This is a genomic window from Caldalkalibacillus mannanilyticus JCM 10596 (assembly GCF_000615945.1).
Lineage (GTDB): Bacteria > Bacillota > Bacilli > Caldalkalibacillales > JCM-10596 > Bacillus_AT > Bacillus_AT mannanilyticus.
The window spans coordinates 1-23,340 of the sequence record NZ_BAMO01000008.1; the positions used below are offsets into that span (position 1 = coordinate 1).

Here is a 23,340-nt window from a genome sequence, read left to right on the forward strand (position 1 = left end):
TTTTGGTGTTTGCCTTATTCCGTTTTTTAATTGTCTTTTCTGTTTATTACATATGAAACAATGGAATATTCTGTTCGAAAGTCAGCAGATGAAAACTTTGGAGCTTATGATTTAATTGTGGGTTATGAAACAATTGATAAAACATTGAGTGAAAGCGATGTGGAGTATATTAGCCATCTATCAGGGGTAAAAGAAAGTGCCCCTATATTGTTCCCATACATAGGAGATAGAATGCTAGATATGGAAACTTATCCTATGTATATTGGAATGAGAGACGTTCCACTCTCTCAAGAATTTGAACATTACAGGCTTGCTAAAGGAACATTTCCTAAAAATGGAGAAGTTGCACTTTCTAAAAAATACATGATAAGAAATAATATCGATATAGGTTCAACGATCCGCATGGATTTCCCTTCCTATGGGATTCACGAGGTGCGTGTTTCCGGTGAGCTAGTGGATATCGAAAGAATGAGAAACGAGAGGGCTTTATTTCATATTGACTGGTTACAGGAGATAACGAAGAACCCAGATCAAGCTACCGCATTAATGCTATCCATAGATAAAGGGGTATCTAAAGAAGAGATTCACACACAAATCAAGTATCGTTTTCCAGATATAGAGGAAAATTTACAAATTGAAAAAGACATGGAATTAGAAAGCTTAGGCGGAATGAAGCCAATGATTCAAGTTCTATCAGCAATCACAATTTTTTCTAGTCTGTTTATTGTGGTAAGTACGCTACAAATTTCGGTTCATGAGCGTCAAAAGGAATATGCTGTCATACGATTAATAGGTGCTTTTAAGAAACAAATTAGTAGAATGGTTATGTTTGAATCGTTATTCATTGGAGTTTGTGGTTCTGTAATGGGAATGATCATGTCGTTAGGAATTACTTATTTGTTTAAAGGTCCAATTTCACTGTTCCTTGGTTTAGAAGCCACTGCCATGATTGTCCCTTGGAATATGTTACTTCTCAGTGGTGTATTAGGAATTGTAGTTACAATCATTGCGGGTATGTTTCCTTCCTATTTGGCAAGTAAAGTCTTACCTTTGGAAGCCTTACAAATGTCTAAAGCAAGCATAGCTACACAGAACACACACATCCCTTTTTGGTATCCGATACTATTAACGTTTTTCATTGTAGTTTCCTCCTTAACGCATTATTATTTGCAACAAACTTGGTTAACTGTGTCCATGATTGTTGTTTTATTTACCTTGTTTTTCTTTGGTATTCGTCATCTTTTAGTGCTTATCATTAAAATGCTTAGTACTATTTTACAAAGAGTTTGGAAAACAGATGGATGGATAGCAAAACTTTATGTTCTTAAGCATGTAAAGCGAAATGTAAAAATTGTTGGGGTGCTTATGTTAGCATCCATAGTAGCTATAAATGGAGTCATTTTACTATTAACCGTATACTTTAATTTAAATAAAGATTTAGAGCAAGAATTTCCTTTTGAAATGCTCATAACAACCGTAGAAGGAAATAAAGGTGGTTTTTCTGGAAGTATACTTGAGTCTATTCATGATCTGGAAGGGGTAAGTCCACTTCCAATCAGTTCATATGTAATGGCAATGATTAAAAATTTGAGTGAAGTAGAGCATAAAAGAGAAGCTAGCGATATATCTATAACTCTAGGGATGACGGTTGTTGGAGTTGATCTGAAAACATTACTCGAGCATTTTCCTATTACGGCAATAGAGGGTGATATGAACAAGGTTTTCAATGGTGGGGTTATTATAAGTAGAGAAGATGCCGAAAAGTTCGGGTATGGAATTGGTGATGAAATTGAACTATCACCAGTATTTTTGGAGAGTGAAAGTACACGTTTAGAGGTTACTGCTATCGTAGAAGAGTTCCCATTATACTCTAAGTCCTCACAATGGATTTTTACCGACATATCTACGATTGAGAGAGTATTTAATGTAGATGCGCTTCACTCGATTCATCTAAAATTTGATTCAAACTACGATCAGGAAAAACTGAAAGAACAAGTATATTTAATACAACAACATCCTGAAGCATCAAACATTATTATTTATGATCGGGTAGAAGAAATGAGTAAAGTATTTAATCAAGTGTTCCAAAGAATCTTGATTCTTTGTTCTGCAATTGCTGTTTTAGTGTTGATTGTCCTATTAGGTTTATCTAATAATATGGCTGCTAGTATACGTGAAAGAGTCACGGAGTTTTCAATCATGCGTGTTCTTGGAAGTCCTAACCGTCAGATTTTGAGGCTGCTACTAATGGAGGGGGGAATTCTTACATTTGCGGGAACGATTATTGGTATCACTGCTGGTATCATTCTTGGATGTCAACTGATAGCCATTCTAGAAAGCCCAATATCTTATAGCTTTCTGCTCTGGTTTTTGGTTCCAATAATAATAAGTCCTTTTGTGGGATTGTTTGTTTCTCTGTTTCCAGCACTATGGTTGATTAGGTTAGATCCTAATGCAACTTTGAAAGTGGAGTAATATCGAATTTATACTGGTGAGGAGTAGTTCAAAAAATCGTAATTACCAATGGCCCGAGTATAGGAACATCTTACGAAAGAATGGCAAGAAGCAGAGTTCTATGTGATATAAAGCCTGAATGCAGTGAACTTAAAATTTCGGTAAGCATAAGTGGATCATTTCCTTCCTCATTTTCTGCAATAGAGGAAGTCGATCATGGTAAATTCTTATATATGGATGCTTACCCAAGAGTGGAAATCACAGGTTTTCTGTTGAAAAAAGAGATTGGTTAAGACGCTGGAAACAAGTTGGAAGTGGTTCAACTTGGAGAGCTGTGAGCAATGATGTTGACTTTGTAGTATGGAAAAACTAATTTTGGGAATATAAAGGGATATTCAGAAGTTGTAAAGGTTTTTTCAACAAGTTGGTGAAATTGTTTCTGTCATGTAAAGGGAAATAATAACAACGGTTAAACGTGGCTGTCCATTAAGTCCTTAAAATAAAGCAAGTGGAGAAAAACGAACTGTCTTTCTCCACTTGCTTTTGTATTTTTCGGTTCTTCTTTGAAAGTAGCTGTCGGATACCTGCTACTTTCAGTATGTTGTGGACCAACGCGGCAACCCCAATTTGGATATGGACTATGTCGAATTTGAAGATTTCCTTTTGCCTTTCTTTATACACTTTGCGTTTAGTGGGCAATCTGTACAATCCTCACATTCGTATATTTTGAAACTGTGCTCATAACCAGATTGGTTCTTCTTGTTTTGATATTTTTTAAACGTATTTTCATTCCATTCGGGCAAATAAAATAATTCTATTGTTCATGATAGACCCTGTTTTTTGTATTTTTAATGTCCGTTTAATATTTGCGAGTTTTTCTTGCATATAGGTTCGGTAAGGAATGAGAAATTAGTAGATATATGTATTTACATGCATTCACATGCATTATTGTTTGGATAGCAAGGTACCGTCAAGAATTTTGTGTAAGCCCGTAGCTTCGGAATTGCTTGTTTAGTTTTTAACTTTCATCAACCCTAATTACCATATAAAAAATGTCAGAAGAGTTCAGTCAAGGGCGAGGTAAAAGCGAGGGCGTAGCCGAACTTGACGGGTTTTTCTAATTTTTTACAATATAGGATGGGTGATGAAGCTTATGATATGCACTAGCAAACCCTCTAAGCTTTCTAGTAGACCATTTAGAATTCATATCCTGAATCGTTAAATATACAATCTTTTCAGCTGCACTAACATCAGGAAGGCTATTCATCGGTCTTAGTCGTTTGCGTATATCCTTAATAGATCTCTCAATCCAGTTGGTCGTATAAATGACCCTACGTATGGCTGAGGGGTAATCCAAAAAAGTTAACAGCACAGGTAGATCCTTTTTCCCAAGATTGAATTTCTTTTGGATATTTCTTGGACCATTTACCTTTAAAAGATTCGAATTGAGAATATGCAGCTTCCTTGGTAAAGGATTTATACACTGCCTTGAGATCTTCAGCAATTTCAAATTGATCCTTTTTACGTACATGGTTTAACGTATTCCGTACCTTATGGATAACACAACGTTGGACATCTGCTTTAGGATAGACTGATTTAAAAGCTTCTTCTAGATCAGGTAGACCATCGAAACCCCCAAGTAAAACTTCTTGAACACCTCTGGTGTATAAATCCTGTAGCATTTCACGCCAACCTAGAGCACTTTCTTGACCACCGACATAGAAACCAAGGATCTCACGGTATCCATCTTCAGTAACACCAAGAGCAAAGTAAATAACTTCTTTACCAACGACATCGCGACGGAGCTTAATATACATTCCGTCTAGATAAAGGACTGAATATCTCTTGTTTAGTGCCCTTTGATGCCATTTGTGAATATCTTCTAAAGCAACATCTGTAATGTTACTAATCGTGGTGGGGGAGTATGTAGAGCCTAAGATTCTCTCAACAAAATTTCCGATTTCACTTGTGCTCATGTCACTTTGATACATCTTAATGATAGCTTCTTCAAGCCAACCATCACGTCGTTTATATGGCTCGAAAAGCTGGGTTTGAAACTCACCCATACGATCACGAGGAACCGCTAGGTTTTCTACTTTCCCATAATGTGTGTCTAGTGAGCGTTGGTAATAGCCATTTTTGCTGTCTTGAAGATCAGGTCTTTCGACCTGAAGAAAGTTATTTAGTTCTTCTTTCATGAGTATTTCTAGTTTTTCTTTGATAAAGTCTTTTAAAATATTATCCAGTTGATATAGGTGGTCGGAATTGTTTATACTTGATGACATAGGTAGGGTTCTCCTCTCTTTATGGAATGTCGACAATTCCGAGGATACCCTACTTTTTCTATGTTTTAAAGACTTTACACAAAATATTTTACGTCATCAAACTAATTATCTACTATATTTTAAATCTATTTAGCATTATCCCGTTTATTTTAGCAACTGTAATTACCATTACAGCTATTGGTTTTTTTCATAGGCCGAATGGAGATAATATAATCGTAGTCATTGCTCTTTCATTTGTGTTTTACCAATTCCTACTCTTTCAATTAATTAAAGGATTACAACATAAATGGATACATTTATTTACATGTATCACTGTTTGGATAGCAATTATATACTTATGGTATTTTTGATCAATTCCCAATCCTATAGTAAAATCATAATGGTGAACGTGAAGAAAGGTGAGTAGATGGAAAATTCAATGAAAGTCAGGAGAAGAGAATGAAGTTTTCTGCTATCTTGTATTTGTGTGGATGCCTGGTTGTCTTTTTTAGTGTAGTAGCTTTGGTTATGACGTTCTTTTCAGAAGGAACAGATGGAATGATGATCATTATTTCTATATTTGGAATTACAAATGGACTTATTTCTATAGGTGTTGGAGAAATCTTACATAGAATAAATAATAATGAGCGGGGGAAATCACTTAATGATTAATGTACCTAATTGTCCACAATGTCAGTCGACCTATACATATGAAGATGGAAACTTATTTGTTTGTCCAGAATGTGCTCATGAGTGGAACATGGAAGTAGAAACGACAAACGAAGAAACAAAGGTAATCAAAGACGCAAATGGACATGTCCTGAGTGACGGTGATTCTGTAACGGTTATCAAAGACCTTAAAGTAAAAGGAAGTTCATCTGTTATTAAGATAGGCACAAAAGTAAAGAACATACGCTTAGTGGATGGAGATCATGATATAGAGTGTAAAATAGATGGTTTTGGTGAGATGAAATTGAAATCTCAATTTGTTAAGAAGGCATAAATTCAGATATTTTTCTTTCCTCACATTATTGACAGAAAATTTAAACTATCTTATACTATTTTATAGCTTGATCAGTTAACCGGTTAAAAATATATAAATGAAAACGCTTAAAGGAGGTGGGACAAATGTAACAATGCAAGCAAAAAAGTATAGAAAAGATGAAAAGAAAAATGAGACTTTAAAGTTTATAAAGTTAACCGGTTAAAATGAAAATGATTACAGTGGTCCTATTTAGAGCAATGCGTTCAATATATACGATTTAATCTACAAATGTTCTATATAAGTAAAATAAGATGTAGAAGGTTAACCGGTTAGAGTGCGTGGGTATGCTCCATAAGAAGTGGATACAGCATGAACCACACGAGTTAAAGTGCAGATGGTGGACAAGAGTTGATTACAAAATAGGGGGTCTATGAAATGAAAATAGGTAGAAAAGTAACAGTAGCACTGATCGCCTTGGCTTTATTGCTAGCGGGCTGTACATCAAACAATGTGGATAGTGTTGCAGAACCTGTAGGAAATAACGAGGAGAATAAGGAAGTCATTACGCTCACTTATGCTCGGGGAGCAGACACAACGGGTACAGTAGACGCACTCATTAAAGCATTTAATGAGAAACATCCCCATATTCAAGTCGAGTATTTAGAGATGCCTAATGATACGGGAGCACAGCATGACCATTATGTAACGACATTTAGTGCTCAGGGTACTGAAATCGATATCTTCAGTGCCGATATTATTTGGCCGGCAGAATTTGCCCAAGCGAACTATGCTTTGGAACTGGATCGTTTCATTGAGAGAGATGGGGTGGACTTGAATACGTTCTTCCCTGGAACGGTTGAAGCTGTCACATTCAAAAATCGGGTTTGGGCGCTTCCTATGCTTACAGACGCGGGATTACTGTACTACAGAAAAGATATCGTTGAGCATCCTCCTAGTACATGGGATGAATTAATTGCCCTAGCTCAAGCGCATCAAGGGCAAGAAGAAACTGAATTTGGTTATGTGATGCAAGCCAATCAGTATGAAGGGCTGATCTGCAACGCGATTGAATTTATTGAATCTTATGGTGGTAAGGTGATTGATGAAGATGGCAAAGTGGTTGTCAACAGTCCCGAAACGATTAAAGGAATTGAAAAAATGATAGAAATTGCTAACTCCTTCATTGTTCCTAGTGACATTTTTAGCTTTAAAGAAACAGAAACGGAGAATGCCTTTATTGAAGGGAAGGCTGTCTTTGCAAGGAATTGGACGTATATGCAATCAATGGCAGCTAATCCAGAAGGCTCTAAGGTGGTAGATAAAGTAGGTTTTGCCTTACTCCCTGCTGGAGATGCGGGCTCGGCAGCCACATTAGGTGGTTGGGTTACTATGATTAATCGATATTCCAAGCATCCAGAAGAGGCGTGGGAGTTTGTTAAATTTGTCAGTAGTCCAGAAGGGCAGAAGATCTCAGCACTAATAGGTGGACTAGCGCCTACATTACCAGAGCTATATGAAGATGAAGAAGTAAAAAGTGTAGCCACATTATTTGCTAACGAGGAGTTTGTCGCAACACTTCAAAATGCTGTACCACGTCCAGTGACCCCTATTTACCCTCGTATTTCTGATATTATGCAAATTGAGCTTTCAAGAGCTCTGGCTGGACGGATTAGCGCTGAAGAAGCGACAAAAAACATGCAGGAGAAGATGGAAAACGCCTTAGCAGAATGATGATATGAGTAGGGAGAAGAGGTTCTCTTCTCTCTTTTTCACTAACGAAATAAGGAGAATCTTCATGGAGAGAAATAATAATAGGTATTTTCGATTGAATGAAAAACAACTCGGCTATATGATGGTTCTTCCATCTATTCTACTTATCGTTTTTATTGCTTTATGGCCAGTTGCGCAATCCTTCTATAATAGTCTATTTGATTATAGGTTAAATGATCCTAATCGTTCACAAAAAATGATCAGTGCTAATGTCGATCTAGAGCGGTATATAGACACTCATTATTATCTGCAAAAATCAGTAGAAAACTTGAAGGGGACTGTAGAAGGGGAACATGAAGTATTGATAGAATCGTTCATTCAATCCCTCCACGGGTTACATGAGCAGTTACGGCAAGAGCCGAATGTAACGGAACGCTATGAAAAAGTACAGGAGATTATACAAGCGCTGCAACCTGTAAGAGATCGTGATTTAAAATATGCCAAGATAGAGAATCAACTGAGTGAGGAGTATATGGCTTTCTTACTTACAACGGAAGAAGAATTTAGGCAGTTAGCTGAACATAGCAAAGATGAAGAGGTAGCTAGTAGCTTTATTGAAACTGCGGAAGAGCTTGTCCGCTTAGAAGATTCGATCTTATCCTCCAACTTTATTGGGCTGGCAAATTATCAGCGATACCTTCAGGATGACAGGATGTGGAGATCCTTATGGAACACGCTGATATTTACTGTTGTTTCCGTATTTTTTGAACTTATTCTTGGTCTATTTATAGCTCTATTGATCCATCGAGCTTTTATTGGGCGCAGCTTGGTTCGAGTTTCTGTCTTGATTCCCTGGGCAATACCCACAGCTGTATCTGCAATGATGTGGAGATATCTCTATGATGGACAAACTGGAATCGTAGCTCACTATTTTCATCAAGTAGGATTCATTTCAGACGCTAGTGTATTGCTATCGACGCAGCAGGGGGATTGTTTTCTATTATATTTGCAGATGTCTGGAAAACCACGCCATTTATGGCGCTTTTGTTGTTAGCAGGATTACAAAGTATTCCTCATTCTCTTTACGAAGCTGCTCAGGTTGACGGAGCTAGTCGAACTCAACAATTCTTTCGGATTACATTGCCTTTGTTGAAGTCAGCTATTCTTATCGCTCTTTTGTTTAGAAGCTTGGATGCTTTCCGAGTTTTTGATCTGATCTTCGTCTTAACAGGGGGAGGTCCTGCTAACGCGACAGAGTCCATATCTATTTATGCTTACAAAACGTTATTTTCACAACAGAATTTCGGGGCAGGCTCTGTGTTATCCGTCATTGTGTTTCTGTGTGTGGCTTTGATCAGCTTTTTATATATTCGATTTATCGGTTCTGAGCTTTTTGCTGGAAGAACAAGACACTAGGAGGTGCACTAAATGAGTAAAAAAGCAGGGATTAGTTTCTATGTTGCCTTAGCTGCTTTTGTTTTTATTGTGATGTTTCCGTTCATTTGGGTGTTTCTCACCTCAATCAAACCGCCAGGAGAAATTACATCATTTTCGTGGTTTACGAAGAATCCTTCATTAGGGTCCTATGAGGCAGCATTAACAAGTAGACCCTTATTAACCTATATGAAAAACAGCTTTATGGTAGCTACATTAACCACCATTCTTTCGATTACGTTAGCATCCTTATCTGCCTATGCCTTAACAAGACTGCCCATACGTGGAAAAGGAGTGATTTTTGGCGTCATACTTGCAGCATCTATGTTCCCGCAAATCGCGATTATTTCTCCAATCTATAACTTTATTACTGGACTTGGCTTGCGTAATACCTATACGGGATTGGTCATCCCTTATATTACGTTTAGTTTACCTATTGCCATCTGGATTTTATCCACATTTTTTAATAAGATTCCTTATGAATTAGAGGAAGCGGCTAAGTTAGATGGAGCGTCACCCTTCCAAACGTACCGAAAAATTATCCTTCCATTGGCAGCACCAGCGATATTCACTACAGCAATCCTTGTTTTTATTGGTGCTTGGAATGAGTATTTGTTTGCTTTTACCATTAATACGGCAGATGCTGCCCGAACGGTTCCTGTGGGGATTTCCATGTATCAGAGCCAGTTTAGCATCCCTTGGGGTGATATTAGTGCCGCTACAGTTATCGTCACACTGCCTATTGTTCTGGTTGTTCTTCTCTTTCAGAAGCGAATTGTATCAGGTTTAACAGCAGGTTCGGTGAAAGAATAGATTGAGCATGAAACAGAAGAATTGTGCAAGAATAGAGAATAAGGAGATGATAAGCATGACAAATGTAATGAAGGCAGCCATCTTAGATCAGCCTTTTTCTATAGAGGTTAAAAAAATATCCATACCAGAACCTAGACCTAATGAAGCTTTGATTAAGGTACATTGTATCGGAATCTGTGGTTCTGATGTGCATTATTATGAGCATGGAAAAATTGGGAGATATGTGGTCCAAGAGCCTATTGTTTTAGGACATGAGGTGGCAGGGACCGTTGTTCGTATAGGAGCTGAAGTGAAAAATGTAGAAGTGGGTGATCGGGTAGCGATTGAGCCAGGGGTTACTTGTGGACAATGCAAATATTGCAAATCAGGCCGGTACAATCTCTGCCCTGATGTTTCATTTATGGCAACTCCTCCCGTGGATGGAGCTTGGTCCGAGTATGTAACGATTCGCAGTGACTTTCTTTTCAAACTGCCAGAGGAAATGAGTTTTGAAGAAGGAGCTCTTTTAGAACCCTTATCGGTTGGCTTGCACGCCATGAATCGTGGGAGAGTGACCCCAAGTGATCGTCTGCTAATTACTGGATTGGGACCGATTGGACTGCTAACGATCCAAGCGGCAAAGCTTTATGGAGTAACTGAAATCTATGCAAGTGATGTGGAGCCTTTTAGACTAGAAAAAGCGCTTGAGCTTGGGGCTACAGCTGTTTTTAATCCGCTTAAAGAGGATCTTAAAGAGGGAATTCATTTGCAGACGAAAGGAGAAGGCGTCGATGTCGTTATCGAAACATCGGGAAACAGCAGAGTGATTTCCGAAACGATGACGATGGTAAATCGAGGGGGAAGGGTTGTACTTATTGGTCTTCCCATAGAAGAGCAAATTCCCGTTCATGTGCCTTATTTAATTGATGCTGAAATTGATATTTATGGCGTGTTTCGCTATGCCAACACGTATCCAGCAGCCATTCAGGCGCTAAGTAGATCCAACATTGATATTACGCGAGTCATTACGCAAAGCTATTCGCTCGATGAAATTAAAAAAGCTGTTGAATGTACGAGAACACAAAAAGACCGAAGCATAAAAGTGATGATTTATCCCCACAGGTAACCACAGTATTTCATTGACAGAAAATTGTAACTAGCCTATAATATTGTTGAGAGTTAATCGGTTAACAGGGGGCATTATGAGCAAAAAAACAACAATGCGTGATGTAGCAGAATATGCAGGTGTTTCTAAAGCAACCGTTTCTTATGTATTGAATGATGTGAAGAAAGTATCAGAAGAAACAAAGGAAAAAGTCCTTCAAGCCATCAAAGAACTAAATTATTCGCCTGATTTTACCGCCATTAGCTTATCGAAAAAAAGATCCATGTTAATTGGAATTATTTTGCCCTTAATCAACGAGTCCTTAATCTCTGTTATGAAAGAAAATACGTACTATAACGAGATGCTCAGTGGTATTGAACTGGTTGCTAGGCAAAATAACTTTGATATTCTTATCTCGGGAATAGGGAAGATTGAAGAATATAGAAATTGGGTACAAAAACGGAACTTAGATGGACTTTTATTCCTGGGACTCTTTCCCGAAAGTCTATATACCGAAATGAAAAATATAGATGTACCTACTGTCTTGATTGACACCTATGAAGAGTATACCGATATCTATCCTAATGTAAATATTAAGGATGAATTAGGTGGATACTTGGCTGTTCAACATCTAATTCAGTTAGGTCATCGTCATATTGCTTTTGTTGGTACAAATAACGAGAGTCCAGTAGATAAAAGACGCTTTGAGGGGTATCGCAGAGCCTTGCAGGAAGCGGGGATCTCACTGAATGATCAACTGATTTTTGAAGTCAAAGACCATTCTTTTGAAAACGGTTTTAAGATTGGAGAGAAGATTTTAAAGAGCCAGGAAAAGATTACGGCGATTTTTAGTATCTCCGATATCTTGGCGATAGGAATGATTAGTTCTCTTCATCAACATCAAAAGCGTGTGCCAGAAGACTACTCAATCGTTGGTTTCGATGATATCAGTGCAAGTCAATATATTGTCCCTAGTTTAACCACAGTAAAGCAGAATATTGTGTATAAAGGGCAAGTAGCGACGGACTTATTAATAGACATTATCGAAAAACGAATCGTTAAACCAAAGAAGATGGAGCTAGATGTTGAGTTGGTTGTCAGAAATTCAACAAAAAAAGTCAGATAGATAAAATAATATTTTTTCTATCTGACTGTATATAATAAATGTTAACCGGTTAAACTACCTCAAAATACTACAATGGCAAAGGGAGTGCACCTTATGAACGTAACCATTTGGAACGAGAATAGACATGAGCAGAAAAATCCCGAAGTAAAAAAGATTTATCCGGAAGGAATTCATGGACAACTGGCAAGCGTTTTAAATCAAGAGTTTGAGGTTAAGACCGCAACACTAGATGAACCAGATCACGGGTTAACGGATGAAGTCCTAAATAATACAGATGTTCTTCTATGGTGGGGACATTTGGCACACGGTGAAGTGAAAGATGAAATTGTTGAAAAGGTTCATCAACGTGTTTTAGAAGGAATGGGACTGATCGTTCTGCACTCTGGACACTTTTCGAAGATATTCAAAAAGCTAATGGGAACAACGTGTGATCTTAAATGGCGTGAAGCAGATGAAAAAGAGCGTCTGTGGGTAGTAGATCCAAGTCACCCTATTGTAGCAGGAGTAGGGGAGTATATTGAGCTTGAAAAAGAAGAGATGTATGGAGAGCATTTTGATATTCCTGCTCCAGACCAATTGATTATGGTCAGCTGGTTCGAAGGTGGCGAAGTATTTAGAAGTGCTTGCACGTACCAACGCGGGAAAGGGAAAATATTCTATTTCAGACCAGGACATGAAACCTATCCAACATATTATCACGAGGGTGTTCAACGTGTGATCAAAAATGCGGTGTACTGGGCAATGCCAACCGAGCGCCCAATGCCTGTCTATGGCAATGCCAAACCGCTAGAAGAAATTAAACCAAAAAATAAGGGTAGTAGGAGGAAATGAACATGAGCAAGCTTAAAGTTGGAGTGATTGGCTGCGGGAGTATTGCCAAACATCGTCATCTTCCCGAATATGCCAATCATCAAGAAGTAGAAATTATCGCTGTGTGCGATATTGTAGAGGAACGTGCTCGTTTTTTTGCGGAGGAATACAAGGCGAAATTCTATACAAAGTATCAAGAGTTGCTGGCAAATCCTGAAATTGATGCTGTTAGTGTGTGTACCCCTAATTATTTGCACGCTCCTGTTTCGATTGCAGCACTTGAGGCTGGTAAGCATGTTCTATGTGAAAAACCAATGGCTACTTCGCGAAAAGATGCAGAAGAAATGATTGCAACAGCGAAAAAAAACAACAAGAAGCTTATGATTGCTCATAATCAACGCTTTGTTTCTTCCCATCAAAAAGCCAGAAAGATGATTGAAAATGGGGAGTTAGGAAAAATCTATAGCTTCCGTACAGCCTTTGGGCATGGTGGACCTGAGGGATGGAGTGCAGATGGCAAGGAAAGCTGGTTCTTTAAGAAAGAAGAAGCCTTCATCGGAGCTATGGGAGATTTAGGAGTTCATAAGACTGATTTACTAAGATTTGTACTTGGTGAAGAGTTTGTTGAAGTAGGAGCTTTTGTAGAAACGAGTGCGAAGGAATTTGCTGATGTAGATGACACAGCCGTATGTATTCTAAAAACCGAAAGTGGAATCATCGGAACCTTAGCTGCAAGCTGGTCTTATGTATCAAGTGAAGATAACTCAACCCTGATTTACGGTGAAAATGCCATTCTTCGCCTCGAGGATGACCCTACGTATTCCCTGATTGTTCAATATAAGAATGGAGAGGTTGTTAAATACGAGCTAGGTGGTATTCAAACCAATGAGTCGGGTGGACAAAACAACTCCCATACCATCGATCAATTTGTTTCTTGTATTGTTCACAACACAGAACCTCCTGTATCAGGAGAAGAAGGAATGAAGTCTCTTCAAGTGGTTTTATCTGCTCTTGAATCAAAGGACACGAAGAGGATTATCAGAGTGCAACAATAACCACATCAATTTCAAAGTCCTTACCTGTGGGAAGCAGAGGTGATCTGTTTCCTATGGTAAGGACTTTTTTGTGTTTACCTGCTCAATTCTGCGATCGCTTTTGGAAATAAGATATCAGTTTCTAGATGAATATGTTCGAGCAAATCTGCTTCCAGCTCTTCTAATCGTTGATACGTCATTCGATAAGTCATGCAAGCATTAGGAGGTAGGGAAAAATCCCTAGTCACACTTCGCAACTCCCTTAACAGTAGTCCGACGTTTTCGTGATCATTTTCCAGTTCAGCTAAGAGCTGAGAAAGCTTTTCTGCGTTGGTAGCTGAAGGGGTCCTTTCCCATGCTTTTATGATTGGGAATACTTCCGTTTCTTCTATTAGAGAATGCTGCTCCAGCTCTGACTTGATTTGCTGAAAGAGGGTCTGAACATGAAAAAGCTCTACATGTACTGCCCCATGTACATGATGAATTTTGCTGACATAGGGACTTAATGCAGGAAGTTCAGTGTGTAAATACTCATGATGCTTACTTACGATATGATCAATCAGTTCTGAACAAGACTTCTCCTTCCACTGAGTGTCTTCCTCTCTTCTCTCCTGATTCTCTAAAAGATTTTCGTTTCCCATAGGATGTCCTCCTTTCTTTACTCCATTTGGCTAGTTATCTTCATAGTAATGGAATAACCTTCCTGAAAGCTGTGATTTTTGTCACATTGTGGTAAATGGAAGGGCTTCCGTTCTAAAATAAGGGTTTTTACGAAGGAGGATAGGGAAGTTCCCCGATAACCAAAAAAGCGCGATTCCTTTACGATAAGAATAAGAAAAAAAGCTATGGAGGAGGAAGCGAACATGCAACCCATTCAAAATCGGCAACACGAACAAATCGAAAGCAAATTTGATCGTGCTTTTGCCTCGAAATTTGCCAAATCAATGTTTTTAACTGTGACGGGGATCATTATTTTATCTTTTATTGCCACAAGAATGTTTACCCATGTTGACTTAAATCTATATGGATATATGGTGGGAACGGTTGTTTTTCTAGGAGGCTTCTTTTATCGATTTATTTCTTGGGGAGAAAGACCTCCAACCAAAATCATTATAAAAAAAGGGTTGAAATTACTTTTTAGAAAATCGACTCCTAAAACGTCAGCCGAACAGCTGGTGACGTACAGATTTATTTGGAATCGCGGCATCTTTCGTTGGACACAACATCTTTTGATCGGTTTAGGCTGTATCTTATCCTGTCTGGTGACTTTTCCCTTAGTGTTTGGCTGGATGTACTTCACGATGAGTGTGAATGGTTACTATACAGTCGTTGGGATGGGTGTTGATATCATGTCTGTCAAAGCGGATGGAATCATGGCTTTCTTCTTTTATAACGCCTTAAACATTTCCGCCTTTATGGTTATTGCAGGAGCCTGTATGGCGCTATACCGTCGCATCAAGAGCATGCAAGCCAGAGCAGAGCAAACCTTTGTCTATGATTTCATGCCCTTATACCTTTTGTTGTTTATCAGTATCACAGGGTTATTATTAACCTTCAGTAATGTCTTTTTAGCAGGATGGGGTCATCCGACTATGTCCCTGATTCATCAGTTTTCCGTTATTGTGACGCTGATTTACCTACCATTTGGAAAGCTGGCTCATATTCCTTTTAGACCTTTAAGTGTTTTTGCTAGAAACTATCGTGAGCATTATGGAGAGCAAGCGATGAAGGCATGTAAAGTGTGTAATAGTGAATTTGTTTCTACAGAACAATCAGCAGATGTCATCGAAGTTCTGCAACAAAACCAGATTCAATTTCAAACAGAAGAAGGCTATCATTTGGCAGAACTATGCTTACCTTGTCGTCGAAAATATCGGATCTCAAGATTTACAGGCATTCCTAGACACGAAATAAAGGTAAAGGAGTCGAATCAACATGCACAGGGATAAATTCTTTAAGGAAATAGAAAACCTCAATCACCCAAATGAAAAGCTGGTCAAGACTCATTGTAGTTATTGCGGAATGCAGTGCGGAATGAACCTACGAGTGGATACAAAAGAAAATAAAATCATCGGGGTAGAGCCAAGATACGACTGGCCTGTTACCTTAGGGAAGATGTGTCCGAAGGGAGTAACAGCGTATCAGCAAGTCAATCATCCTGATCGCCTTCTTCGCCCTCTTATTAGAGATGATGCTTCGAAGAAAGGAACAAAGGAAGGCTTTCGTGAAGCAAGCTGGGAAGAAGCGTATGACTTGATTGTGAATAACTTCAAGAAGCTTCAGGAGCAATACGGCAAGGATACTCTCTCCGTATTTAGTGGGGTTTCCATGACAAATGAAAAATGCTACCTCACAGGAAAATTTGCTCGAGTAGCCTTGCAGACACGATACATTGACTATAACGGACGTTTCTGTATGTCTAGTGCAGCAGGTGGATTTCTACGCTCCTTTGGAGTGGATCGCGGCTCAACCTTACCTTGGACAGATATTCATGAAACAGATTGTTTATTTGTAGCAGGAAGTAATGCAGCGGAATGTCATCCAACCTCTATGTTTCGCTTCTGGGAAGTGCAAAATCGAGGAGGGTATCTCATTGTTGCTGACCCTAGAGAAACGCCCGTGGCGAGAAGAGCCGATGTGCATCTCGATTTAAGACCAGGAACAGACTTAGCACTAGCGAATGGAATGCTTCATCTCCTCATTAAGAACGGCAAGATTGATGAAGCCTTTATCCAAGAGCATACCAATGGTTTTGAAGAAACGAAGGAAATCGTCAAAGAGTTTACTCCAGAGTACACCAGTGAAATAACAGGAGTGAGCCCAGAAAAGATCATTCGAGCAGCCGAAATCTACGGCAAGGCACCTAATGCCATCATCCTCTTTGCTCGTGGGGTTGAACAGCAGCATAAAGGAGTAGAAAATGTGAACTCCTATGTGAACATGGCTCTAGTTACAGGGAAAATTGGTCGCCCAAAAGCAGGAGTAGCCACTCTAACAGGGCAAGGAAACGGGCAGGGTGGACGTGAGCATGGACAGAAATCTGACCTATTACCAGGTTACCGTAAAATCACCAACCTGAGCATGTCAAGGAAATCTGTGAGATTTGGAACATGCCAGTGGAAGAGATGCCTAAAGAGGGCGTATCCGCTTATGAAATGATTGAACTGATGATGGATAAAACAATTCGAGGCTTGTTCCTCTTATGCTCTAATCCAGCTGTTTCAGCTCCAAACCTGAACTTTGTTCGTGAAGCATTTAGAAATTTAGATTTCATGGTTTGTAGTGATTTCTATCTGTCAGAATCAGCTGAATTTGCCGATGTCATCCTTCCGGCAACCACATGGGCTGAAGATGAAGGGACTGTAACCAACCTAGAAGGGCGTATCATCAAGATTAATAAGGCGCAAGAACCACTCGGAGAATCCAAGCCAGATTGGCAGATACAAATCGAGCTTGCTGAACGCTTAGGAAGAGGACAGTACTTTAGACACCTTACGACAGCAAGAGAGATTTCAGATGAGTTTAGATTAGCAACCAAGGGCGGCTATGCCGACTACTATGGAGCAACGTGGGAGAAAATTGATGAGCAGGATGGAGTCTTTTGGCCTTGTAAAGATGAAAAGGATGCAGGAACTCCACACATGTTCTTAGATAAAAAATTCTATCATCCAGATGGGAAAGCCAAAATCTTTGCCTTACCATACAGACCACCAGCAGAAGAGCCGTGTCAGGAATATCCGCTCCGCTTAACGACGGGTCGAGTGGTGTATCACTATCTATCTGGAAATCAAACAAGAAGAATTAAGTTCTTAAAAGATATGTGCCCAGAGCCTTATGTAGAAGTACATCCAGAGCTCGCGAGCAAATATCACATCCAGCATGAGGATAAGGTTCGTTTATATACTCGCCGTGGGGAAGCGATCTATAAGGTGAAAATAACAGAAGCGATTCGCAAGGATACGGTGTTTGTCCCTTATCATTTTGGACATGATGAGTCGATCAATCTTTTGACCATCGCTGCTTTAGACCCATTCTCCAGAATGCCTGAATTCAAAGCATGTGCAGCCGAGATGGAAAAGGTCGAAGAAACTATAGCGCAGAGAACAGAAGGATAGGAGGGCAAGCCATGAAAAAGCTATTGTTTATCGAAATGGATAATTGTATTGGATGTCGCTCATGTTTAGCCGCTTGTACACAATGTGGCGGTCATGAGGAGAGAAATCGAAACTATGTCATTGATGTTAATCCCTTAGTGAATCACCAAACCATTCCCTTAATGTGTTTACACTGTGTGAACCCAGCTTGTGCCAGAAGCTGCCCTGCTCAAGCCATTCAGATTCATGAAACAGGAGCGGTCTTATCGGCACTGGTTGAAAAGTGTATCGGCTGTCAGAACTGTACGATTGCCTGTCCGTATGGAATTCCTAAATTTGATGAAGAGCAAAATTTAATGTACAAATGTGACTTGTGTATCGACCGAACAAAGGATGGAATTCCTCCAATGTGTGCTAGTGTCTGTCCGACGAACACGTTGCAATGGATTACAGAGGATGAGCTGGCTCAAAAGAAAGAAAGCCATACCTTACAAAATGGAGAGTGGCAAGCAAGTCATCCGTTTTTAGAAAATGAAACGAATGTCAAAATGAACCTACCGGGAATCTTGCAAGGAAAAGTAAAGTTATTTTAAAGGATTGACCATCATTGTAATCAAGAGGAGCGTGAAAAATCATGGGAGATAAAAACAATCGAATTCCGTTTGGAGAGGACAATTATACTCACAACATCGATCGGAACAATGAACGGAGTCTTGATCGTCGAGGATTTATGAAAACAATGGTTGGTGCCGCAGGTTTATTTGCTTTATCGACTGTGCCATGGGGAGCTGTTGCCGCCAAAGAATTATTAGGACTTGGCAACAAAGAATATCCCGAGAAAGCCATTGCGAAGGTAAGTGAAATGAAGGTTGGGGATGCAGTGAATTTCACTATCCAGGCGATCATGATAAAGCATTGCTTGTGCGCTTAGGAGAAAATGAATACAAAGCGTATCAGAATGCCTGTACTCACCTGCTATGCCCTGTGTTCTGGGATCAGGGAGAAGGAGATTTAATCTGTCCGTGCCACAAAGGAAAATTTGATGTTCAGACAGGGGCGCCGACAGCAGGTCCTCCAACCAGACCTCTTCCTGAGATCGTCGTTAAGGTAGAGGCGGGAACAATCTATGCGACAAGGGTGAAGCGTTATGAAGAGAAGCTATAGAGGAGTCTTGTTGCTATGTGTTGTGTTGATGCTTAATATTATTTTTACACAAAAGGCAGTCCATCAATATTATTTTGAAAACTATGAGCAAACCATTATCTATGCGCTTTTAAACATCTTGATGTTTCCCATTGCTCTGTTCATTTATAAGAAAGAGAAGGGGAACGGAGCATCCAAGGAGGAGAAACGATGAAAAGCGAGGTCATGTTAGATTTATGCTTCATACGAGAACAGCAAGGTGACTTTGATATGGCTATTCAAGATGAACTGATGACCATCTTTGGAAATAAGCTGCATTGGTATTTAGATGCTAAAGCAGGTGAGGAAATTGACATTGTTGTAGCTGAGGTTCGTGGCATGGGACCATGGGCTTCTGAAGATGAAATCATGTATTTTATCGAGGGGAAAGCAAGTGAACATTTTTTCACTTGGCTTCAAGGGTATCGAATTCAAGTATTTCCGAAAGAGAAGGGGAGTGCATGCCGTGCATGTGCCAAGCATTGAGCAACTGGAAGGCTTTATCAATCAAAGAATCGAGATTTCAATCTATGGTGGAGAAGAGGAGGAAGTCCCGCCTGCTGTAGAGAAGAAGCTGTATAAATTAGAACACTGCCCAGATCAAACGCATCTTCGTTTCTATTTTGACCCTCATTATTTTATTGCCATTCCACTTGATAGCAGGTGCGAATATACAGAAAAAGAATGGTTGGCTTTCGACTCTGTCCAAGGGTTGCATTATAAGATTCGAAAGGTATAACCTAATGGGAGGAAGGAGGGATATAGATGGAACCTCTCGCAACAAATAAGAAAGTGACCTCGTATATCATTCAAGCTCAGGAAGAAGAGCTCAAGCGCATTGCTCATGAGCTTCACGAGGGTATTGCTCAAACCTTATATAGTACAGTGACGGGGCTTGGTGTCATCGAAGGTGTCTTGGACAATCAAGAGCTAAAGCATTATACTCATGATATGATCAATCAGCTGACACGTACCATCAATGAACTAAGATGGCTTTCGACAGAGCTATATCCTCCTTCATTAGATAGTATGGGACTTGTGTCCGCTTTAAAAGCCTATATGAAGGTCTACATCTCAACCTATGGTATTCAAATTCATATTCAATCATCAGGTGCTGAAAGAAGACTGCCGCTATTTCAAGAAATTACCCTACTTCGAGTCTGTCAGGAGGTGCTTAATAATAGTGCTAAGTATGCAGATACTAGCTCTATTCAAATCTCCTTTGCGTGGAAGGAAGAGGAACTAGTGGTGAGAATTCAGGATTTCGGTATAGGGTTTGACCTTCAAAAAACCTTAGAGAATAAAGAGTTATTAGGGATACCGGGAATGAAGCAACGAATGGAACTGATTAATGGCGAGTTCGAGATTGCATCCAAGCTCGGTAATGGAACGGTTGTTACATTAACTCTTCCATGTGAAAAGTAGGAGGGGATAAGATTGACAAAAATATTGTTAGTGGATGACCATGCAGTCGTTCGAATGGGACTCACTATGTTGCTGAATGCTCAGGTCGATTTTGAAGTAATTGGAGAGGCTTCAGAGGGGAATGAAGCCATTCAAAAAGCGTCTGAGCTTCATCCAGATGTCATTCTCATGGATTTAAGCATGCCCCATGGAAAAGATGGCTTAACTGCCACGATTGAACTGAAAAAGCAGCATCCTCAGATTGCCATTCTTATTTTGACCATGCATGATGATGAAGAATATCTCTTTCGAGCGATACAAGCAGGGGCTTCTGGTTGTATCTTAAAAAGCGCTCCGCATGATGAACTTCTTCAAGCCATTCGCTCTGTGGCGACAGGCAATGCCTACCTCTATCCTACTGCTACCAAAAGATTGATGGAAGAATATCTAGAGAGGCTGAAACACGGGGGAAATAAGGATAGCTATATGCAGCTCTCCGACAGGGAAAAAGAAGTGTTAACCTTTATCGCTAAGGGATATTCAAATAAAGAAATTGGAGAGCAGCTTATTATCAGTGTGAAGACGGTCGAAACGCATAAAGGAAATTTGATGGAAAAGCTAGGGCTAAAAACGCGGCCAGAATTAGTCAAATATGCTGTGAAAAAAGGTTTATTGGACTATGATGTTTAAATTTTAACGAATCGATGTGATGATCATGAATTTTGAAGAGCAAGTGATAAACGAGTGTCATCAATTAGCTCTAGAGATCCCTTGTGACTTTGTGGGAGTAGCAATCTATAACCACACACAAAAAGAACTGCAATGGAAATATGTTGTAGGAAATCGCAATGACAAGTACAAGCTGATTACTGTCCGCTATGGGAAAGGAATTGCAGGTACTGTTGTTCGAACGGGGCGTCCACTATCCATTTCTAATTTTCCAGAGGGCATCATCGGCAAACCCACTGAATATCCAATTATGCTAGCGGAAAAATTAGTGGCAGCGATGGGAACACCTATTGTCTACCGAGGAACACCATGGGGCGTACTTTTAGTTGGAAATAGGAATCAAACCGCGTTTACTTCTGACCAGTTAGAAGTAGTGAAAAAAAGAGCGGATCAAATCAGTCAGGGTTTGAGGGACGAATCAAGCTTAGATGTGTCTTCTAAATGGGGTAGTTAATATCAAAAGCATTAAAGGTGTGATGGTAGCCAATGACCAACGATAAGAGAATAATCGGGTATGAAGAAGGGACACTAAAAGGGAATTTTAGACAACCAACGACAGATTTTAGCACCATGATTAATGCCATGGATCAATCCGCCATCATTGCTGTGACAGATAAGCATGGAACGATCCAGTATGTGAATGAAAAGTTTTGTGAGGTTTCTCAGTATTCCAAGGATGAATTAATTGGTCAGAATCATCGAATTATTAACTCAGGGAATCACCCTAGAGAGTTCTTTCAGAATCTCTGGCAGACGATTAAGAATGGGCAGGTATGGAAGGGCGAAATTAATAATAGGGCAAAAGACGGAACGTTGTATTGGGTAGATACAACGATTATTCCATTTCTGGACGAAGAAGGGAATCCTTATCAATACTTGTCTGTTCGTCATGAAATTACAGAACATAAGAGAAATGAAGAAGAGTTGAAGAAGCTTCTTAACCAACTCCTAGACATAAAGTATGCCCTTGATGTTTCATCTATTGTGGCGATCACGGATACGAAGGGAGTGATCACTTACGTAAATGATACCTTCTGTAAGATCTCACAATACAGCCGAGAAGAATTAATTGGCCGTACTCATCGTGTCATTAATTCGAGATATCATTCCAAGGATTTTTTCAAAGACTTATGGCTGACGATTTCAAGTGGGAAGGTGTGGAAAGGGGAAATTAGGAATGAAGCCAAGGATGGAAGTTATTATTGGGTTGATTCCACGATTGTTCCTTTTCTAGATCAAAAAGGGAAGCCGTACCAGTACTTATCTATTCGTAATGATATTACAGACCGTAAAAGAGCGGAAGAAGAATTAAAGAAAATGATGACTAAGATCATCGATATTCAAGAAGAGGAACGCAAGAAATTATCCAGAGAGCTGCATGATGGACTGGGTCAGAACTTATACAGTTTATTAATTAGTATGAATATCCTTGAAACACAGGTAAGCCATCCCTTTATTGACACATTGAAGGATGAAGTGACCTCTCTTATTGAGGAAACAAGAATGCTAGCTTGGGAATTGCGTCCCTCTATTCTAGATGATTTAGGTCTAATCCCAGCGATTCGCTCCTTTGCTAAGCGCTATTCTGATTATTATCGAATTTATGTTCAGTTTGAATGCAATTTAAAAGAACGAATTCATATTCAAATAGAAACGGTGATTTATCGAGTGATTCAAGAAGCTTTGACCAATATTCGCAAGTATGCGAATGCCGATATGGCGATCGTCAGTGTCATAGCAGAAGGTGATCATATTGATGTTCAAATCGAGGATTTTGGTCAAGGATTTGATGTGAATAATAAAGTGAAGGGGATTGGATTATTTAGTATGGAAGAAAGGGCTCGATCGGTAGGGGGCACCTTAACGATCCAGTCTGCGATCGGTGAAGGAACCAAAGTAAGAATGAGGATTCCACTCCCCTTTCAAAATCATAGGATTTAAATAAGCTCAAATGAAAGGGAGTATGAAATCAAAATCAAATCAAATCAAAATAAAATCAATGAACCCCTGGCTAAGGACGCTGAAAACCTCACGTCTTCTAGCTCAGGGTTTTTTAGTATAGACATCAGAAAAGAGAACAGAATGGTCAGGGTTATCGCGAAGTGAAAATCAGCTATTCCCTCGTTAGATCTAAGGGTTTTCCCCGAATTACTTTTTTCTTCCTACCCCCTAAAATGAAGATATAAGATGCAAGTTTCTAGAGAGGAACTTATTGTA

Annotated in this window: 20 protein-coding genes and 4 pseudogenes; 21 read left to right on the plus strand and 3 right to left on the minus strand. The window is 39.5% G+C overall.

The window, feature by feature from the left end:
* Positions 1 to 60: 60 nt before the first annotated feature.
* Positions 61 to 2,475, plus strand: a complete 2,415-nt coding sequence (locus JCM10596_RS06350; RefSeq protein WP_148302523.1) for an ABC transporter permease — start codon at positions 61 to 63, stop codon at positions 2,473 to 2,475.
* A gap of 617 nt (positions 2,476 to 3,092) precedes the next feature.
* Here JCM10596_RS06350 and JCM10596_RS31250 read toward each other — a convergent pair.
* Both JCM10596_RS31250 and JCM10596_RS24225 read right to left on the minus strand, forming a co-directional pair.
* Positions 3,093 to 3,257, minus strand: a complete 165-nt coding sequence (locus JCM10596_RS31250; RefSeq protein WP_159102326.1) for a transposase — start codon at positions 3,255 to 3,257, stop codon at positions 3,093 to 3,095.
* A 314-nt stretch (positions 3,258 to 3,571) separates the two neighbouring features.
* A pseudogene (locus JCM10596_RS24225) lies at positions 3,572 to 4,739 on the minus strand (IS256 family transposase).
* Between the two features lie 438 nt (positions 4,740 to 5,177).
* On the opposite strand from JCM10596_RS24225, the gene JCM10596_RS06365 reads away from it, so the two are divergent.
* From JCM10596_RS06365 to JCM10596_RS06405, 9 genes and pseudogenes are all read left to right on the plus strand, one after another.
* Positions 5,178 to 5,390 carry a hypothetical protein gene (locus JCM10596_RS06365; RefSeq protein ID WP_025026391.1) on the plus strand — a complete coding sequence of 71 codons (213 nt, stop codon included), beginning with the start codon at positions 5,178 to 5,180 and terminating at the stop codon, positions 5,388 to 5,390.
* Positions 5,383 to 5,721 (plus strand): zinc ribbon domain-containing protein YjdM, encoded by a 339-nt coding sequence (locus tag JCM10596_RS06370; protein ID WP_025026392.1) that lies wholly within the window; start codon positions 5,383 to 5,385, stop codon positions 5,719 to 5,721. Before JCM10596_RS06365 ends, JCM10596_RS06370 begins: the two co-directional genes overlap by 8 nt.
* Positions 5,722 to 6,138: 417 nt before the next feature.
* Positions 6,139 to 7,434 (plus strand): ABC transporter substrate-binding protein, encoded by a 1,296-nt coding sequence (locus JCM10596_RS06375; RefSeq protein ID WP_025026393.1) that lies wholly within the window; start codon positions 6,139 to 6,141, stop codon positions 7,432 to 7,434.
* Between the two features lie 64 nt (positions 7,435 to 7,498).
* A pseudogene (locus JCM10596_RS24230) lies at positions 7,499 to 8,829 on the plus strand (carbohydrate ABC transporter permease).
* 12 nt (positions 8,830 to 8,841) lie between these two features.
* Positions 8,842 to 9,660 carry a carbohydrate ABC transporter permease gene (locus JCM10596_RS06385; protein ID WP_025026394.1) on the plus strand — a complete coding sequence of 273 codons (819 nt, stop codon included), beginning with the start codon at positions 8,842 to 8,844 and terminating at the stop codon, positions 9,658 to 9,660.
* Positions 9,661 to 9,715: 55 nt separating this feature from the next.
* Positions 9,716 to 10,765 carry an NAD(P)-dependent alcohol dehydrogenase gene (locus JCM10596_RS06390; RefSeq protein WP_034680702.1) on the plus strand — a complete coding sequence of 350 codons (1,050 nt, stop codon included), beginning with the start codon at positions 9,716 to 9,718 and terminating at the stop codon, positions 10,763 to 10,765.
* Between the two features lie 76 nt (positions 10,766 to 10,841).
* The gene (locus tag JCM10596_RS06395; RefSeq protein ID WP_025026396.1) at positions 10,842 to 11,870 is read left to right on the plus strand and encodes a LacI family DNA-binding transcriptional regulator; all 1,029 of its coding nucleotides are present in this window, start codon (positions 10,842 to 10,844) and stop codon (positions 11,868 to 11,870) included.
* Positions 11,871 to 11,963: 93 nt separating this feature from the next.
* The gene (locus JCM10596_RS06400; RefSeq protein ID WP_025026397.1) at positions 11,964 to 12,701 is read left to right on the plus strand and encodes a ThuA domain-containing protein; all 738 of its coding nucleotides are present in this window, start codon (positions 11,964 to 11,966) and stop codon (positions 12,699 to 12,701) included.
* A gap of 2 nt (positions 12,702 to 12,703) precedes the next feature.
* A complete protein-coding gene (locus JCM10596_RS06405; protein ID WP_025026398.1) occupies positions 12,704 to 13,735 on the plus strand; it encodes a Gfo/Idh/MocA family protein in 1,032 nt (343 codons plus the stop codon).
* A 74-nt stretch (positions 13,736 to 13,809) separates the two neighbouring features.
* Here JCM10596_RS06405 and JCM10596_RS06410 read toward each other — a convergent pair whose 3' ends face one another.
* The gene (locus tag JCM10596_RS06410) at positions 13,810 to 14,355 is read right to left on the minus strand and encodes a hemerythrin domain-containing protein (protein WP_025026399.1); all 546 of its coding nucleotides are present in this window, start codon (positions 14,353 to 14,355) and stop codon (positions 13,810 to 13,812) included.
* Between the two features lie 222 nt (positions 14,356 to 14,577).
* On the opposite strand from JCM10596_RS06410, the gene JCM10596_RS06415 reads away from it, so the two are divergent.
* The 11 genes and pseudogenes from JCM10596_RS06415 (at position 14,578) to JCM10596_RS24250 (ending at position 23,064) form a co-directional block, all read left to right on the plus strand.
* A complete protein-coding gene (locus tag JCM10596_RS06415) occupies positions 14,578 to 15,663 on the plus strand; it encodes a membrane protein (RefSeq protein ID WP_025026400.1) in 1,086 nt (361 codons plus the stop codon).
* Positions 15,650 to 17,829, plus strand: a pseudogene (locus JCM10596_RS24235) (molybdopterin oxidoreductase family protein). Before JCM10596_RS06415 ends, JCM10596_RS24235 begins: the two are co-directional and overlap by 14 nt.
* A gap of 11 nt (positions 17,830 to 17,840) precedes the next feature.
* On the plus strand, positions 17,841 to 18,401 hold the full coding sequence (locus tag JCM10596_RS06425) for a 4Fe-4S dicluster domain-containing protein (RefSeq protein ID WP_025026401.1): 561 nt from the start codon (positions 17,841 to 17,843) through the stop codon (positions 18,399 to 18,401).
* 41 nt (positions 18,402 to 18,442) lie between these two features.
* Positions 18,443 to 18,972: pseudogene (locus tag JCM10596_RS24240) on the plus strand (Rieske (2Fe-2S) protein).
* A complete protein-coding gene (locus JCM10596_RS06435; RefSeq protein WP_025026402.1) occupies positions 18,956 to 19,165 on the plus strand; it encodes a hypothetical protein in 210 nt (69 codons plus the stop codon). Before JCM10596_RS24240 ends, JCM10596_RS06435 begins: the two are co-directional and overlap by 17 nt.
* The gene (locus JCM10596_RS06440) at positions 19,162 to 19,476 is read left to right on the plus strand and encodes a hypothetical protein (protein ID WP_025026403.1); all 315 of its coding nucleotides are present in this window, start codon (positions 19,162 to 19,164) and stop codon (positions 19,474 to 19,476) included. The genes JCM10596_RS06435 and JCM10596_RS06440 overlap by 4 nt, the downstream gene beginning before the upstream one ends.
* The gene (locus JCM10596_RS06445; RefSeq protein WP_025026404.1) at positions 19,457 to 19,729 is read left to right on the plus strand and encodes a hypothetical protein; all 273 of its coding nucleotides are present in this window, start codon (positions 19,457 to 19,459) and stop codon (positions 19,727 to 19,729) included. Before JCM10596_RS06440 ends, JCM10596_RS06445 begins: the two co-directional genes overlap by 20 nt.
* Before the next feature lie 26 nt (positions 19,730 to 19,755).
* Positions 19,756 to 20,415 carry a sensor histidine kinase gene (locus JCM10596_RS06450; RefSeq protein ID WP_025026405.1) on the plus strand — a complete coding sequence of 220 codons (660 nt, stop codon included), beginning with the start codon at positions 19,756 to 19,758 and terminating at the stop codon, positions 20,413 to 20,415.
* A 12-nt stretch (positions 20,416 to 20,427) separates the two neighbouring features.
* Positions 20,428 to 21,084 carry a response regulator transcription factor gene (locus JCM10596_RS06455; protein ID WP_025026406.1) on the plus strand — a complete coding sequence of 219 codons (657 nt, stop codon included), beginning with the start codon at positions 20,428 to 20,430 and terminating at the stop codon, positions 21,082 to 21,084.
* A gap of 25 nt (positions 21,085 to 21,109) precedes the next feature.
* Complete coding sequence (locus JCM10596_RS24245; protein ID WP_051541203.1) at positions 21,110 to 21,577, plus strand: GAF domain-containing protein; 468 nt, start codon at positions 21,110 to 21,112, stop codon at positions 21,575 to 21,577.
* A 116-nt stretch (positions 21,578 to 21,693) separates the two neighbouring features.
* Positions 21,694 to 23,064, plus strand: coding sequence for a PAS domain-containing sensor histidine kinase (locus tag JCM10596_RS24250; RefSeq protein ID WP_199900119.1), 1,371 nt, complete (start codon positions 21,694 to 21,696; stop codon positions 23,062 to 23,064).
* Positions 23,065 to 23,340 lie beyond the last annotated feature (276 nt).